This is a genomic window from Inquilinus sp. Marseille-Q2685 (assembly GCF_916619195.1).
In the GTDB taxonomy this organism is placed as follows: Bacteria; Pseudomonadota; Alphaproteobacteria; order DSM-16000; family Inquilinaceae; genus Inquilinus.
Genome location: NZ_CAKAKL010000007.1, coordinates 117,375 through 131,802, shown reverse-complemented (window position 1 = coordinate 131,802; position 14,428 = coordinate 117,375). Strand labels below are relative to the sequence as shown.

Here is a 14,428-nt window from a genome sequence, read left to right as displayed (position 1 = left end):
ATATCGGGCTAGTGGGCGAAGATATCCAGATCCGCCCAGCCGCCGAGGTCGAGCGCCGCCCGCGCCGGCAGGAAGCCGAAGCAGGCCTGCGCCAGCGCCTCGCGCCCTTCGCGCCGCAGCATCTCGTCCAGCTTCGCCTTCAGCGCGTGCAGATACAGGACGTCGCTGGCGGCATAGCGCAGCTGCTCGGGCGTCAATTGGTCGCTGCCCCAGTCGGAACTCTGCTGCTGCTTCGACAGCTCGACGCCGAGCAGGTCGCGGCACAGATCCTTCAGCCCGTGCCGGTCGGTGAAGGTGCGCACCAGCCGGGACGCGATCTTGGTGCAGTAGACCGGCGCGGTGACGACGCCGAGATAGGCCTGCAGCGCGGCGATGTCGAAGCGGGCGAAATGGAACAGCTTCAGCCGGGCCGGGTCGGCCAGCAGCGCCTTGAGGTTGGGCGCGTCGTAGACGCCGCGGCGGAACTGGACGAGATGGACGTCGCCGTTGCCGGCGCTGAGCTGGACCAGGCACAGCCGGTCGCGCACCGGGTTCAGGCCCATGGTCTCGGTGTCGATGGCGATCATGTCGCCGAGATCGAGACCGTCGGGCAGATCCCCGTCATGCAGAATCGGTTCGGACACCACCGCTCGCCACCTTCCGTCTTCGGCCGCGGCCCTGGGCCTCCCCCGAAGCTGGGCGTCGGCCCCAAAAGGAAAGACCCGCTTTGGACAAGCGGGTCGTTGCCACTGCATCGCATCGTCGGGCCCATCGAGAAGATGGTGCCCAGGAGAAGACTCGAACTTCCACGACCTCTCGGCCACAGGTACCTGAAACCTGCGCGTCTACCAATTCCGCCACCTGGGCGATGCGGCGGGCCGTGATGTAGGATGCCGCCCCACCCCCTGTCAACAGGGGAATTCGCGCTTTGTGAAACTTTGACGATTTCTGCGGCCGGCGCATCCGCCGGGCCGCGTCGCATCGCTTGTTCCCTCGGGGCCGCATCGGTACGGTACGGGCGGATTCGGCGACCGGGCCGGCACGGACCACCTCTGGAACAGGCGCATGATCGTCATCGACCCAATCTTCCGCATCATCGACATCGTGCTGCAGATGTATGTCTGGGTGGTGATCGGCGCCGCCATCCTCAGCTGGCTGGTCGCCTTCAACGTCGTCAACACCCGCAACCAGGTGGTCTACCAGATCGGCAACGCCCTCTACCGGCTGACCGAGCCGGCGCTGCGGCCGATTCGCCGGGTCCTGCCGAATCTCGGCGGCATCGACATCTCGCCGGTGGTGCTGCTGCTGATCATCTATTTCCTGCAGATGGTGCTGGCGAACATCCGCTACAGCCTGCTGGCGTGACCGCCGCGGCCCGGCCGCTCTTCGTCGCCGCCCCCCGCGGCATCCGCGTCACGGTCCGGCTGACGCCGCGGGCCGGGCGCAATGCGGTGACCGGGCGGGCGGTCGATGCCGACGGCGCGCCGCTCCTGAAAGCCGCGGTCACGGCGGTGCCGGAGCGCGGCGCCGCGAACGAGGCGCTGATCGCCCTCCTGGCCAAGAGCTGGCGCCTGCCGAAATCGGCGCTCGCCATCATCGGCGGCGCCACCGATCGCACCAAGCTGATCGAGATCGACGGCGACGCCGCCCTCGCCGCCCGCCTCGAAGCCTGGGCCGAGGCGCTGGCGACGAAAGACTGACGGCGGGTCTATCTCCGCACGGTGGCCCGGCAGCGATGCACGGTCCCGTCGTCCAGATTGCCGCGGTCCCCGACCCAGCGGACGTTGCAGTTCATCACGTCCGGCGCCGCGGCGAGCGGCGAGGAGAAGATGGTGACGCAGCTGTCGCCGGTCTCGCTGCGGCTGAGCCGGCCGGTGCAGACCGTGCCGTCCTCGAACCGCCAGTTGCCCTCGCGCAGCAGGATCGGGCGGCCGTTCCTGTCCAGGCCGCTGAGCGTGTACTTGCCGTTGCGGCGGTATTCGAACAGCCGGTCCGGCCCGCCCATCACGCCTTCGACCAGGAACGGCCGGCCCAGCACCACACGATCGAACTCGGCCCGGGTCATGCGGACATATTGCGGGTTGGTGTCGAGCGCCCGGGGCGGCGTGCAGGCGGTGAGCCCGAGAACAGTCGCCAGGCCGGCGACGACCAGCGCGATCAAACGCATCTTGGCCTCCATTCACGACCCGCCTCTCCGAGCGGTCCAGCAATTATCTTACGCCTCGCTTCGGCCCGGCAGCAATATTTCCCTGAATAGCCTGCCATTCATCGGACAATAATTTGACAAGCCCGTCCCGGATCGGGACCATAGGCGCCAAAGACACAGATCCTGTAATCGATTGCATTGCGCGTCGCCCGGACCGGGCGTTAGGCTCGCGCATCGAACAATCCGTCGCCCGGAGAGGGGTACTCGCCGAGCGCCCCATGGAGGAGGAAACCATGAGAGAGATCAAGGGACCGGCCATCTTCCTCGCCCAGTTCGCCGGTGACGCGCCGCCCTTCAACAGCCTGGACGCGATCGCCGGCTGGGCCGCGGGCCTCGGCTACAAGGGCGTGCAGATCCCGTCCTGGGACGCCCGGCTGTTCGACCTGAAGCGCGCGGCCGAGAGCCAGGACTATTGCGACGAGGTGCTGGGCACGCTGAAGCAGCACGGCCTGGCCCTGACCGAGCTGTCGACCCATCTGCAGGGCCAGCTGGTCGCCGTGCACCCGGCCTATGACGAGGCCTTCGACGGCTTCGCGGCGCCGGAGGTGCGCGGCAACCCGAAGGCCCGGCAGGAATGGGCGGTGCAGCAGCTGCGCCATGCCGCCCAGGCGTCGCGGCGCCTCGGCCTCAAGGCCCACGCCACCTTCTCCGGCGCTCTCGCCTGGCCCTATGTCTATCCCTGGCCGCAGCGCCCGGCCGGGCTGATCGAGACCGCCTTCGACGAGCTGGCGCGGCGCTGGACGCCGATCCTGAACGCCTTCGACGAGGCCGGGGTCGACCTCTGTTACGAGATCCATCCCGGCGAGGACCTGTTCGACGGCACCACCTTCGAGATGTTCCTCGAGCGCGTCGGCAACCACCCGCGCTGCAACATCCTGTACGACCCGAGCCACTTCGTGCTGCAGCAGCTCGACTATCTCGGCTACATCGACCGCTATCACGAGCGGATCCGCGCCTTCCACGTGAAGGATGCCGAGTTCAACCCGACCGCCAGCCAGGGCGTCTATTCCGGCTTCGCCTCCTGGGCCGACCGCGCCGGCCGCTTCCGCTCGCTCGGCGACGGCCAGGTCGACTTCGGCGCCATCTTCTCGAAGCTGACGCAGTACGGCTTCGACGGCTGGGCGGTGCTGGAATGGGAGTGCTGCATCAAGCATCCCGAGCAGGGCGCGGCCGAAGGCGCCCCCTTCATCGCCTCGCATCTGATCCGCGTCACCGAGCGCGCCTTCGACGATTTCGCCTCCGGCGGCACCGACGAGGCGGCGAACCGCCGCCTGCTCGGCATCGACCGCTGAACGGCCAAGGATAGGGAGGACAGACATGGTTTCCGGAACCGCGGAACGGGCGCCCGGCCGGCGCCTGCGCCTGGGCATGATCGGCGGCGGCCGCGACGCCTTCATCGGCGCGGTGCACCGCCTGGCGGCGCGGATGGACGACCGCTGGGAGTTCGTGGCGGGCGCGCTGTCGAGCGACCCGCAGAAGGCCCTGGCCTCGGCCGCCGACCTGCGGCTGGACCCTGCCCGCGCCTATCCCTCCTGGCAGGCGATGCTTGAGGGCGAGGCCAAGCTGCGCGACGGCGGCGGCCCGGCGATCGACGCCGTCGCCATCGTCACCCCGAATCACGTCCACCACGCCCCGGCCAAGGCCTTCCTGGAGGCCGGCTTCCATGTCGTCTGCGACAAGCCGCTGACCACCACGGTGGCCGATGCCGAGGACCTGGTGGAGGCGGTCAGGAAGAGCGGCCAGGTCTTCGCCCTGACCCACAACTACACCGGCTATCCGATGATCCGGCAGGCCCGGGCGATGGTGGCCGAGGGCGCGCTGGGCAGGATCCGGCTGGTCGAGGCGGAATACGCCCAGGACTGGCTGGCGACCAAGGCCGAGGACACCGGCAGCAAGCAGGCCGAGTGGCGGGTCGACCCGGCGCGCAGCGGCCCGGCCGGCTGCGTCGGCGACATCGGCACCCATGCCTACAACCTGGCCAGCTTCGTCACCGGCGAGGCTGCCGAATCGCTGGCCGCCGACCTGCAGAGCTTCGTCCCCGGCCGGCGGCTGGACGACAACGCCCATATCCTGCTGCGCTACGCCAGCGGCGCCCGCGGCATGATCTGGGCCAGCCAGGTGGCCAGCGGCAACGAGAACGGGCTGCGCCTGCGCATCTATGGCGAGAAGGCCGGCCTGGAATGGGCGCAGGAGAACCCGAACTATCTGACCTTCATGCCGCTGGGCGAGCCGCATCGCCGCCTGACCCGCGGCGGCCCGGGCAGCGGCCCGGCCGCGGCCCACGCCACCCGCGTGCCGCCCGGCCATCCCGAGGGCTATCTGGAATGCTTCGCCCAGATCTACAGCGACGCGGCCGAGCAGATCCTGGCCCGGCTGGAGAAGCGGGATCCGCAGCCCGACGCGCTGCTGGTGCCGACGGTCGAGGACGGCCTGGCCGGCGTGCGCTTCATCGCCGCCTGCGTGGCCTCGTCGCAGAAGGATGCGGCCTGGACGAAGATCTGAGGCGAAGCGGCGGAAACGCTTAGGTTGGGTTCGCCGGAAAGCGAACCCAACATCCCGCCATCGGCGCTGATGATCGTTGGGTTCGCTCCGCGAACCCAACCTACATCGCCGGAGAACATCATGAAGATCAGCGCCCGCAACCAGCTCAAGGGCACCATCGTCGAGGTCACCAAGGGCCAGACCACCGCCCATGTCCGCATCGACATCGGCGGTGGCGTCATCGTCACCTCCTCGATCACCAACGAGGCGGTCGATTCGCTCGGCCTCAAGGCCGGCCAAGCCGCCTATGCGGTGATCAAGGCCTCCGACGTCATGGTCGCGATCGACTGATTGCTCTGCCCCTCCGCACGCAACCGCTCGGTCCTTCGGCCCGGTTGCGTCGCGGCGGCGGCTGTGGTTCGGTGCCGGCGATCTTGCCCTCCAAGACCAGAGAGCCGAGCCGATGAGCAGCTTCAAGACCCTCGACGACGTGGATGTGCGCGGCAAGACCGTGCTGGTGCGTGGCGACCTGAACGTGCCGGTCGAGGACGGCCATGTCAGCGACACCACCCGCCTGGACCGGCTGGCCCCGACCATCGCCGAGATCGCCGACAAGGGCGGCCGCGTCGTGCTGCTGTCGCATTTCGGCCGGCCCAAGGGCGTGACCCCGGAATTCAGCCTGAAGACCATCGTGCTGCCGGCGCTGGAGGAGGTGCTGGAGCGGCCGGTCGCCTTCGCCGGGGACTGCGTCGGGCCGCAGGCCGAGGCGGCGGTGAAGGCGCTGAAGGATGGGCAGATCCTGCTGCTGGAGAATGTCCGCTTCCATCCGGAGGAGGAGAAGAACGACCCGGCCTTCGCCAAGGCCCTGGCGTCGCTCGGCGACCTCTACGTCAACGACGCCTTCTCCGCCGCGCACCGCGCCCATGCCTCGACCGAGGGCGTCGCCCATCACCTGCCGGCGATCGCCGGCCGGCTGATGCAGGCGGAGCTGGAGGCTCTGTCGGCCGCGCTGGAGGCGCCGAAGCGCCCGGTGCTGGCGATCGTCGGCGGCGCCAAGATCTCGACCAAGCTGGACCTGCTGGGCAATCTCGTCGCCAAGGTCGACCAGCTGGTGCTGGGCGGCGGCATGGCCAACACCTTCCTGGCGGCGCAGGGCGTGAATGTCGGCAAGAGCCTGTGCGAGCACGACATGGCCGACGCCGCCCGGACGATCATGGAAAAGGCCAAGGCCGCCGGCTGCGAGATCGTGCTGCCGGTCGATGGCGTGGTCGCTCGCGAATTCGCCGCCGATGCCCCGAACGAGTCGGTCGACGTCTCGGCCATCCCGGCCGATGCGATGATGCTGGATGTCGGGCCGAAGACCGTGGCCCTCTTGAAGGACCGGCTGGCCAAGGTGGCGACCGTGGTCTGGAACGGCCCGCTCGGCGCCTTCGAGAAGCGGCCCTTCGACGCCGGCACCGTCGCGGTGGCGCGTGAGGCGGCCGACCTGACCCGGGCCGGCAGGATCCTGACCGTGGCCGGCGGCGGCGACACCGTCTCGGCCCTCGGCCATGCCGGGGTGGAGGACCGCTTCTCCTACGTCTCCACCGCCGGCGGCGCCTTCCTGGAGTGGCTGGAGGGCAAGGACCTGCCGGGCGTCGCCGCGCTCAAGCGCTGACGGCAGCGGGAGGGGTTAGCCCGCCCCTTCAGGTCAGCCGGGAGAACGGCGGATGGCGCAGGTTCTGTCCGAATGGGGCATGGCGGGCGTCGAGGCGCTGCGGGATCGGGTCGCGGTGCTGGTCATCGTCGACGTGCTGTCCTTCTCGACTGCCGTCGACGTGGCCGTGTCGCGGGGCGCGGCGGTCGCTCCCTTCCCCCATGGCGACGACGACGCGGCCCGGCAGGCGGCGGAGCGCGCCGGCGCGGTGCTGGCGCGGCCGCGACGGGCAGCTGGCGGCCAGTTCAGCCTATCGCCGGCCAGCCTGCTGGAGATCCCGGCCGGAACCAGGCTGATGCTGCCTTCCCCCAACGGCTCGCGCCTGTCGCTGGCCGGCGGCAGCACGCCGGTGCTGGCCGGCTGCCTGAGGAATGCCGCCGCCGTGGCCCGGGCGGCGCTGGACCTCGCCCGCGGCGGTGGCATCGGGGTCGTTCCCGCCGGCGAGCGCTGGCCGGATGGCGGCCTCCGGCCCGCGATCGAGGATCTGCTGGGCGCCGGCGCCATCATCCACGAGCTGGCGCTGACCTGCTCGCCCGAGGCCGAGATCGCCCGGGACGCCTGGCGGTCGGCCGGCGCCGACCTGCCTCGCCTGATCCGGGCCTCGGTCTCCGGCCGCGAGCTGGTCGACAGCGGCTTTCCCCACGACGTCGACCTCGCCTTGGAGCAGGAGGTCAGTTCGTCCGCGCCCCTCCTGGTCGACGGCGCCTACAGGCCCGTCTGAAGACCGGCTTCGGGCGGAAAGCGGAATCGGAGGTTCGGCGCCCGGCCGCCGGGCATCAGTCTGCCTCGCGCGGGGCGACCCGGACCATCACCGGCGCCCCTGGGCGCAGCGTGACGCGGCCCAGCGGCTGCGGCGGCGGGCCGGCGGGTTCGAGGCGGAAGTCGCGGGCGATCAGGGCCACCAGCACCGTCATCTCCGCCAGCGCCAGGCCGCGGCCGGGACAAGCCCGGGGGCCGTGGCCGAAGGGGTAGTAGATGCCACGCGGCCGGCCGGCGGCCGCGTCCTCGGCGAAGCGCTCCGGGTCGAAGCGGTCGGGCTCGCGCCAGTAGAGCGGGCTGCGATGCGTGACCCAGGGGGCGATGTTGAGCGTGGTGCCGCGGCGGATCCGGCGGGTCTTCCCAGCGCCGTCGGGTACCTCCAGCGGCCGCAGCGCCCGCCGGCCGACGATCCAGCCGGGCGGGTACAGCCGCAGCACCTCGTGGATCACCCGGTTGGCGAGGCCCAGCGACGTCAGCTGGTCCGGTCCCGGCAGGGCGCCGCCGGTCACGGCCACGAGCTCGGCGCGGATCGCGTCCACCAGCTCCGGCCGCTGCGCCAGTTCCCACACCGCCCAGGCCATGCCGTTGGCGGTGGTCTCATAGCCGGCGAAGAACAGCGTCGTGATCTCGGCCCGGATGCGCGCATCGTCCAGCCCAGCTTCGGCGCCCGCGGTCAGCAGCCGGCCGGGCAGGTCGTCATGCGGTTGCGGGTCGGCCCGGCGGCGGGCGAAGGCGTCGTCCAGCGCGGCGTTCAGCGCCTTGCGCGAACGGTGGAAGGCCGGCCCCAGCCGGTCCGGCCACCAGCGCGGCAGGCCCAGCAGGGTCTTGAACCGGGCCCGGCCCGCCGTCTCCTGCAGGATCGGGATCAGGTCGCCCAGCCGGGCCAGGATGTCCGAGAAGTCCGGGTCGAAGAACAGCGCCAGCAGGATCTCGCGCGTCGCCCGGCTGAGGTCGGGGGCGGCGTCGCGCGTGCCCTCCCCCGCCGCCGCGGCCCGGCGCCAGCGGTCGCCGAGATCCTCCGCCGCCTGCAGGATCGCGCCGTGCTGCGCGGCGATGCGCGACGGGTGGAACATCGGCTGGACCACGACCCGGCTGCGGCGCCAGGCCTCGCCCTCGATCGACAGCAGCCCGTCGCCCAGTGCCGGACCTATTGTCCGCTGCACCCATTTCGCCTTGCCCGTCGTCTCCTCATCCGCCGTCAGGATGGCGCGGATCGCCTCCGGCTCGTTCGCCAGCAGGAAGCGCCAGCCCAGCACCGCCTGCTCGGTCCAGGCCGCGGCGTAGGATTCGTCGGGGATGCCGTGCAGTCCGTTGCGATGCGCGGCCAGGGCATGGCGGAACGAGGCAAGCAGGCCCTTCCGCACGGTCGGCGCCATGTGTCAGCCGTCGACCGTGGCGCGGGTGGCCGGGATCGCCCCCCCGCTGGCCTGGGCGCGCTTGAGCTGGCGCAGATAGCCGTGCAGCTGTTCGGTCACCAGCCCGTGCAGCATCAGCCGATAGCCGGCCTTCAGGGTCGATTCCGGGATCAGCGGATGGCGGTTCAGCATGAAGGACAGGTTGTAGGGGTTGCCGAGAATGCGGGCCACGTAAACGCCGATGATCTCGTCCAGCTGCAGCGAGTTGCTGGCCCGCCAGAAGTCGCTGTCGCTGAGCAGCAGCTGGTAGACCGGGGTGTAGGCCTCGACCGCGCTGTGCAGGTCGATGCCGTTGCGCGTGCCCTCCAGCTCCGCCTCGATCGGCATCGGCCCGTCGGTGATCGGCGTCAGGTCCAGCCGTTCCGGCGGCACCAGCTCGCGCCCGGTGGCGGCGAGATGGGCGTTCAGCTCGAGGATGAAGCGGTAGATGTTGATGTCGTGGCGCAGGAACACGTCCGGCATCAGCTCGCCGACATTGGCCGGGCGCAGCGGCCGGGTGGTCGGCCGGAAGCCCGGCACGTTGGCGGCGATGAAGGCCAGGATCTCCGACCCGAGATGGAAGTGCCGCAGCACCAGGAAGTTGGCGTCGCGGCGGACGAAGCGGCGCAGGCTCCACACCAGGATGCGGTGCAGCAGCACCGGCCGCGCCAGCGTCCTGGGCAGGGCCAGGCGGATCAGGGTGTTCAGCACGACGAAGCTGCGGGCGACCGGCCGCAGGATCGGCAGCACCGCCCGGCGCGACCAGGACTTCATGTTGCGCACCAGGGCGGCCTTGGCCTCCGGGTCGATCCACAGCCCCTGGTCGACATAGAGCGTGGTCCACGGATCGGGGTCGTCCGGCGGCGATTGGGCCGGATCGAAATCCGCCGGCCAGGCCGCCTTTCCCCCCTCCCCCGCCTGCATGGTCATCGGTTGCCCAGCTCCTCCAGCTGCAGCCGGTACAGCCGGGCGGTGACCTTGGCGCAGGCGACGATGCCGTCGATCCGCGCCTCGGTCAGGTCCAGCTGCTCCAGCAGCGACCACAGCTTGGCGATGTGGTCTTCGTCCTCCGCCGCATGATGGCGCAGGAAACGCACCTGGTCGTCGCGCAGGCCCAACTGGTCCTGGATCGCGGCGCCCCAGCGGCCGGCGATGCGCTCCCCGAGCCCCTCGATGATCACCATCGCGCCCAGGAGGTCGATCGGATTCGGCTCGCTCGCCTTCTGGAACATCCAGGCCGACAGCGCCTCCGACCCGATGTTCTTGCGGCCGCGGCGGATGTCGTCGAGCGACCCGCCCAGCGCGACATAATCCTCCTCCAGCAGCCGGAAGTCGTTCTGCTCCGCCCCGGAATGGCCGATGAACAGCGGTCGCACCGCCACCAGATCGGGCCCGATCGAGGAGGCGGCGCGGGCGATCCAGCGCGCTCCCTCCACCACCTGCTGGCGCAGGTCGAACAGGACCTGGCGGTAGTCGTCGAGCGTCAGCCGGCCATGCTGCAGCCGGACCACCACCGGCACCGCCTCGAGGTCCGCTTCGAAGGCGGCCCAGACCGCGGCCAGGCGCTGCTGCAGCCGGCGGATGGCGTCGGATCCCGTCGCCGGCGCGGGCTCGGGCGGCACAGCTGCGGTCACCGGCATCGGCGCCTTTCCGGCCTCGCCGTCGGGGCCGACCACGGTCAGATGGGCATAGGCGGCAATGAAGCGCCCGCTCTCCGGCACCATCAGCACGATGCGCTGGCCGGGCGCCAGCGGCCGGGTCCGCACCAGCTCCTCCAGCATGATGTAGATCGAGGCGGCGCCGGTGTTGCCGCAGGTGGCGAGGTTCGAGAACAGCTTCTCCGGGTCGAGCGGCCGCCCCGCCGCCTCCAGCCCCGCCAGCATCTTGCCGCGGAAGGCGGCGGAGGAGATGTGGCACAGGGCATAGTCGATGCGGTCGGGATCGATCCGGCCGGCATCGATCAGCTCGAAATACCGCGCGGTGCACATCGGCACGATGGCGTCGAGCAGCTTGAGGTCCTGGCGCAGGCGGAAGGCGCCGTCGTCGACGGCCTGCTGCAGCGTCGGATAGGTGCCCCAGGCGGCCAACCCATCCTCCGCCTCGCGCGACGGCCGGGCGCCGCCGACCATGCAGGTGTCGTGATGGCCGGCATGGGAGACGATGTCGACCCAGTCGAGCCGCAGGCTGAGGCCGCGGCGGGCCGGCCGGTCCTCCAGCAGCACCGCGCCGGCGCCGTCCGACAGCATCCAGCGCAGGAACTCGGCGTCGAGGTCGAAGCGCCCGGTCTCGAAGAAGCCGGCGCGGAAGAAGCGGCTGGCGAATTCCGAGGCCACCACCAGCGCGTTGGGCCGGCCGCCGGCGGCGATGGCGTGGTGGCCGGCCTGCAGCGCCATCATGCCGCTGGCGCAGAAGGACTGCAGGCTGGCAAGGCCCAGCGGCGGCAGGCCCAGCCGGCCATGCACCATGCTGGCGAAGCCGGGCGCCAGCACGTCGCCGCCCGAGGTGCCGGCGGCCAGGAAGGCCAGGTCGCCCGGCGGCAGCCCCGCATTCTCCAGCACCGCGCGCGCCGCCCGGGCCGCCATGCCGGCGTTGTCGAAGCGGAAGACGCCGCTGCGGTCGAGCGAATAGTGCCGGCTGCGGATGCCGTTATGGGCCAGCGCCTCCTCCTGCACCCGGCGCTGGCGCGGGCTCAGCGGGCCGAACAGGGCCTCGAGTTCGTCATTGCCGACAGGTTCGCCCGGGAGGAATCGGCCAAAACCGGTGAGGAAGGTCATGGAAGGGTCCGATGCAGCCAGCGGAGGCCGCCGGGCGCGACCTTTGGCCCCGAGTCTATCCCGGGGCCCGGCGTCCACCCAGCGGCATTGCGGACAGAAAACCCCGGATTTGCGGCCGGAACAGGCCCATCCCGCGGCGTTTTCGGCCGGTGCCGCCATTTTGATAGACAGATTAACATCGTGGAATTCGGCCGGACAAAGATCGCAGTAGTATTAGCAAGTTCTCTTGTTCATGATACGTTCCATGGACGAGTTGCCATCCGAACCGACCCGGCCGACTGATCCCGACATGAACTGGACGGGATGGGCGCTGCGACTGCTGCGCGAGGCGGCCGAGATCGACATGCGCTGCAAGCGGATGACCGAGCGGCAGCAGGAGCGGGCGCATCTCGACCCGGAGGCGTCGCCCGATTTCGGCCCGGTCCAGGCGCGGCTGACGCGCTCGGTGCGGCTGACCGTGGCCCTGACCGAGCGGATCCGCACCGGCTTCATCAAGCGCAGGGACGAGCGCAAGGAATCGGGCGAGGAAGGGCGCCGCCGGGAGCGGCGGGAGCGCGCGGCCGGGATGGTGGCGGCGGCGTCGCGGCCGGAGGAGGGGCTGGACGCCGAATGCATGCGGTCGACGGCGTGGGAGGCGCTGGTCGAGGACGAGATCCTGGACGCGCAGTTGGACACGCTGTCGGCGGCGGAGTTCGTGCAGGCGGTGTGCCGCAAGATCGGTTACCCGCCGGACCCGATCCGGCTGCCGCGCAGCTGGGACGAGATCCTCGATCCGCCGGCAGCCCCGCCGGCGACCACCCCGCGGGCCGAGACTGAAGCCGGCGACCGCGAGACCGCGGAAGACTGGTCCGCCGGACCGGACGAGTCCGGCACCGGCCGTCCCGCGCCGGAGCCGGCGAAACCGGACAGCAGCTGAGGCCTCTGCGGCTCGACCGCGTAGGTTGGGCTCGCATCGCGAACCCAATATCCCGCCGCCGCACCATTGTGTCGGGTTCGCGTAGCGCGAACCCGGCCTGCGACGCCATCACCAAGCCCGCCCGGCCTTCCACTCTCCCCCTCCCCTTGCGGGAGGGGGCTAGGGGGAGGGGTCTGCGCGTGTCCGCGCGGGTCCCTCACTCCGGCCGGGCGAATTGCCGGTCGAGCCAGTCGAAGGCCTCCGCCTGCTCCTCGGCGCGGAAGATATGGGCGTTCGGCCAGACCTTGGCGGAGAACCGGTCCGGCGCGCCGGCATCGGCCCAGACCTTCGCCATCTTCGCGAAGGCCGCGCGCACCGACGCCGCCGGGAACAGCGGGTCGGTCTCGCCGGCATAGAACAGCATCGGCTTCGGCGCCGCGATCGCGGCCGCGTCGGGATAGTCGAACCACCGGAACATGCCGGGGTGCAACATGTTGAAGGCCGACTGGCCCTTGAGCTGGTTGTTGCCGGGCACCATCAGCCCGTCCAGCGTCGCCATCCAGTTGACCGCGACGCCCGCCGTCACCGCGTCGGTCAGCGCCGCCACCTGCCAGGCCCGGAAGGCACCCATGGAAAAGCCGATGGCGGCGACGCGGTCCTTGTCGACCTCGGGCAGCGAGGCGAGCCAGCGCGCCGCCCGCACATCCTCCACCGCGATGGTGCCGGCCAGCGAGGAGCCGAGATTGAACAGGTTCGAGGCCAGCGCCTGCTGCGACTCCGGTCCGTTGTTCTGCCGGTCGCCCCAGCCCAGCGCGTCGGTCGCGAGCACGATATAGCCGCGTCGGGCCAGGTCGTCGCCGATGAAGTTGCCCGAATAGTACTTGTCGACCCAGGCCTGGGCCGAGGCCAGCCGCGCCGCGTCGCCCCAGGGCCGGACCATCTTCTCCTTGCCGATATCGAACTTGCCACCGTGGTCGTGCAGCACCAGCGCCGCCGGGAACGGCCCCGGCCCCTTCGGCACCAGCAGCAGCGCGGCGACGCGGCTGTTGCCGGTGATCGACAGAACGATCTTCCGGGCGACGTAGCCGCCGCGATCCTGCTCCTCCACCACCCGGGCGTCGAAGGGCGTGTCGTCGTCGGGCTGGATCAAGAGGTCCCACAGCTTCGCCCGGGCGGTCGCCCGCCACTGCGGGAAGTCGCCGCCGGCCTGGTCCCGGGCCAGGGCGAAGTGCAGCTGGTCCTTCAGCTTCTGGTAGAAGACCGGCAGGTTGCCCTCGGTCACGCCCTTGGTCTCGTGATCGGCCGCGGCGTCGACCGCGGGCGGCAGCGCCGCGGCGATGAAGCTGCCGGTCTTGGCGATCACTTCGTCCACCGTCGCGGTGCCGTCGAAGGCGTTGAAGACGTGGTCCATCGGCCGCACCCACAGCTCCTCCGGCCCGTCATGGCTGTCGAGCAGCACCTGGCCGGCCGTCGGCTGCGGGAAGACCACGTCGTCCTTGGTGCCGACCGCGACCAGCAGCGGCCCCTTGTACCGGGCGATCTCCGCCACCGGGTCGATCGCGTACAAGCTCCGGAAAAAGCTGTCCTTGAGCGCGACCTCGGCCCCCCAGGGCAGCTTCGCCGTGACCGGCGTGTCGCCGCCGGCCAGCCCCTGCCGGACGATGTCCGGCCCGAGCAGCAGGGCGATCGATGCCGGCATGTTGGTGCCCGGCGCCCAGAGCGAGACGGAGGTCAGCTTCTGCCTGGCTCGACCGGCGACGATGGCGCCGACCGTGCCGCCCATGCTCCAGCCGACCAGGGCCAGGCGATCCCTGTTGACCTCGCCCCCGCCGGCGAGGAAGTCGAGCGCGGCCAGCGCGTCCTTCACCTGCCCGTCCAGCGTCATGTCGGCGAAGGCGCCTTCGCTGTCGCCGTTGCCGCGGAAGTCGATGCGCAGGCTGGCGATGCCCTGGGCCGCCCAGATCCGCGCGGCGCGGCGGAAGATGCCCTCCTTCGCCGCCGGGATCTCCAGCTCGTCCCGGCTGCCGGTGAAGCCGTGCAGCAGCAGCACCGCCGGCGGCGAAGCGACGCCGTCCGGCAGGTTGAGCGTGCCGACCACTTTCTGGCCGTCGACCGTGAACTCGACCGTCTTCTCGGCCGCCTGCCCTGCCGCCGGGGCCGAGAGCAGGCCGAACAGGGTCATCGCCATCAGCGCCATCCTCGACATCGACATGACTCCTCCGCCGTGAGCGTCCGCGACCGGCA

At 70.9% G+C, this 14,428-nt stretch carries 14 protein-coding genes and 1 tRNA gene; 8 read left to right on the top strand and 7 right to left on the bottom strand.

Going from position 1 to position 14,428, the window contains the following annotated elements:
- Window positions 1–8 precede the first annotated feature (8 nt).
- Window positions 9–566 (bottom strand): ribonuclease D, encoded by a 558-nt coding sequence (locus tag LG391_RS26370; RefSeq protein WP_225771258.1) that lies wholly within the window; start codon window positions 564–566, stop codon window positions 9–11.
- Window positions 567–759: 193 nt separating this feature from the next.
- Window positions 760–846 (bottom strand) — tRNA-Leu (locus tag LG391_RS26365).
- A gap of 198 nt (window positions 847–1,044) precedes the next feature.
- On the opposite strand from LG391_RS26365, the gene LG391_RS26360 reads away from it, so the two are divergent.
- Both LG391_RS26360 and LG391_RS26355 read left to right on the top strand, forming a co-directional pair.
- Window positions 1,045–1,344: a YggT family protein gene (locus LG391_RS26360; RefSeq protein WP_225771030.1), complete on the top strand. Its 300-nt coding sequence runs from the start codon at window positions 1,045–1,047 to the stop codon at window positions 1,342–1,344.
- The gene (locus LG391_RS26355) at window positions 1,341–1,679 is read left to right on the top strand and encodes a DUF167 family protein (protein ID WP_225771029.1); all 339 of its coding nucleotides are present in this window, start codon (window positions 1,341–1,343) and stop codon (window positions 1,677–1,679) included. Before LG391_RS26360 ends, LG391_RS26355 begins: the two co-directional genes overlap by 4 nt.
- A gap of 8 nt (window positions 1,680–1,687) precedes the next feature.
- On the opposite strand, the gene LG391_RS26350 is transcribed toward LG391_RS26355, so the two are convergent.
- Window positions 1,688–2,146 carry a hypothetical protein gene (locus tag LG391_RS26350; RefSeq protein ID WP_225771028.1) on the bottom strand — a complete coding sequence of 153 codons (459 nt, stop codon included), beginning with the start codon at window positions 2,144–2,146 and terminating at the stop codon, window positions 1,688–1,690.
- 272 nt (window positions 2,147–2,418) lie between these two features.
- Here LG391_RS26350 and LG391_RS26345 point away from each other — a divergent pair, with 272 nt between their 5' ends.
- The 5 genes from LG391_RS26345 (at window position 2,419) to LG391_RS26325 (ending at window position 7,083) form a co-directional block, all read left to right on the top strand.
- A complete protein-coding gene (locus LG391_RS26345; RefSeq protein ID WP_225771027.1) occupies window positions 2,419–3,477 on the top strand; it encodes a sugar phosphate isomerase/epimerase in 1,059 nt (352 codons plus the stop codon).
- 25 nt (window positions 3,478–3,502) lie between these two features.
- Window positions 3,503–4,687 (top strand): Gfo/Idh/MocA family protein, encoded by a 1,185-nt coding sequence (locus LG391_RS26340; RefSeq protein ID WP_225771026.1) that lies wholly within the window; start codon window positions 3,503–3,505, stop codon window positions 4,685–4,687.
- A 120-nt stretch (window positions 4,688–4,807) separates the two neighbouring features.
- On the top strand, window positions 4,808–5,017 hold the full coding sequence (locus LG391_RS26335; RefSeq protein ID WP_225771025.1) for a molybdopterin-binding protein: 210 nt from the start codon (window positions 4,808–4,810) through the stop codon (window positions 5,015–5,017).
- A gap of 112 nt (window positions 5,018–5,129) precedes the next feature.
- A complete protein-coding gene (gene pgk / locus LG391_RS26330; protein WP_225771024.1) occupies window positions 5,130–6,323 on the top strand; it encodes a phosphoglycerate kinase in 1,194 nt (397 codons plus the stop codon).
- A 52-nt stretch (window positions 6,324–6,375) separates the two neighbouring features.
- The gene (locus tag LG391_RS26325; RefSeq protein ID WP_225771023.1) at window positions 6,376–7,083 is read left to right on the top strand and encodes a 2-phosphosulfolactate phosphatase; all 708 of its coding nucleotides are present in this window, start codon (window positions 6,376–6,378) and stop codon (window positions 7,081–7,083) included.
- 55 nt (window positions 7,084–7,138) lie between these two features.
- Here the strand turns inward: LG391_RS26325 and LG391_RS26320 are convergent, their stop codons facing one another.
- Genes LG391_RS26320 through LG391_RS26310 form a run of 3 tightly spaced genes read right to left on the bottom strand, consistent with a single transcriptional unit; the run spans window position 7,139 to window position 11,289 of the window.
- Window positions 7,139–8,497, bottom strand: coding sequence for a cytochrome P450 (locus LG391_RS26320; protein ID WP_225771022.1), 1,359 nt, complete (start codon window positions 8,495–8,497; stop codon window positions 7,139–7,141).
- 3 nt (window positions 8,498–8,500) lie between these two features.
- Window positions 8,501–9,445 carry a hypothetical protein gene (locus LG391_RS26315; RefSeq protein ID WP_225771021.1) on the bottom strand — a complete coding sequence of 315 codons (945 nt, stop codon included), beginning with the start codon at window positions 9,443–9,445 and terminating at the stop codon, window positions 8,501–8,503.
- Window positions 9,442–11,289: an iron-containing redox enzyme family protein gene (locus LG391_RS26310; RefSeq protein WP_225771020.1), complete on the bottom strand. Its 1,848-nt coding sequence runs from the start codon at window positions 11,287–11,289 to the stop codon at window positions 9,442–9,444. The genes LG391_RS26315 and LG391_RS26310 overlap by 4 nt, the downstream gene beginning before the upstream one ends.
- A gap of 244 nt (window positions 11,290–11,533) precedes the next feature.
- Between LG391_RS26310 and LG391_RS26305 the strand changes: the two genes are divergently transcribed.
- Window positions 11,534–12,205, top strand: a complete 672-nt coding sequence (locus tag LG391_RS26305) for a hypothetical protein (protein ID WP_225771019.1) — start codon at window positions 11,534–11,536, stop codon at window positions 12,203–12,205.
- A gap of 196 nt (window positions 12,206–12,401) precedes the next feature.
- Here the strand turns inward: LG391_RS26305 and LG391_RS26300 are convergent, their stop codons facing one another.
- Entirely contained in the window at window positions 12,402–14,396 is a 1,995-nt protein-coding gene (locus LG391_RS26300) for an alpha/beta fold hydrolase (RefSeq protein ID WP_225771018.1), read from the bottom strand.
- Window positions 14,397–14,428 lie beyond the last annotated feature (32 nt).

What these genes read in the sequence shown, in the direction of transcription:
- LG391_RS26320 (WP_225771022.1), bottom strand. Translation starts at nt 8,497, where the DNA reads ATGGCGCCGACCGTGCGGAAGGGCCTGCTTGCCTCGTTCCGCCATGCC.
- LG391_RS26325 (WP_225771023.1), top strand. Translation starts at nt 6,376, where the DNA reads ATGGCGCAGGTTCTGTCCGAATGGGGCATGGCGGGCGTCGAGGCGCTG.
- LG391_RS26310 (WP_225771020.1), bottom strand. Translation starts at nt 11,289, where the DNA reads ATGACCTTCCTCACCGGTTTTGGCCGATTCCTCCCGGGCGAACCTGTC.
- LG391_RS26345 (WP_225771027.1), top strand. Translation starts at nt 2,419, where the DNA reads ATGAGAGAGATCAAGGGACCGGCCATCTTCCTCGCCCAGTTCGCCGGT.
- LG391_RS26350 (WP_225771028.1), bottom strand. Translation starts at nt 2,146, where the DNA reads ATGCGTTTGATCGCGCTGGTCGTCGCCGGCCTGGCGACTGTTCTCGGG.
- pgk (WP_225771024.1), top strand. Translation starts at nt 5,130, where the DNA reads ATGAGCAGCTTCAAGACCCTCGACGACGTGGATGTGCGCGGCAAGACC.
- LG391_RS26360 (WP_225771030.1), top strand. Translation starts at nt 1,045, where the DNA reads ATGATCGTCATCGACCCAATCTTCCGCATCATCGACATCGTGCTGCAG.
- LG391_RS26340 (WP_225771026.1), top strand. Translation starts at nt 3,503, where the DNA reads ATGGTTTCCGGAACCGCGGAACGGGCGCCCGGCCGGCGCCTGCGCCTG.
- LG391_RS26315 (WP_225771021.1), bottom strand. Translation starts at nt 9,445, where the DNA reads ATGACCATGCAGGCGGGGGAGGGGGGAAAGGCGGCCTGGCCGGCGGAT.
- LG391_RS26300 (WP_225771018.1), bottom strand. Translation starts at nt 14,396, where the DNA reads ATGTCGATGTCGAGGATGGCGCTGATGGCGATGACCCTGTTCGGCCTG.
- LG391_RS26335 (WP_225771025.1), top strand. Translation starts at nt 4,808, where the DNA reads ATGAAGATCAGCGCCCGCAACCAGCTCAAGGGCACCATCGTCGAGGTC.
- LG391_RS26305 (WP_225771019.1), top strand. Translation starts at nt 11,534, where the DNA reads ATGGACGAGTTGCCATCCGAACCGACCCGGCCGACTGATCCCGACATG.
- LG391_RS26370 (WP_225771258.1), bottom strand. Translation starts at nt 566, where the DNA reads ATGATCGCCATCGACACCGAGACCATGGGCCTGAACCCGGTGCGCGAC.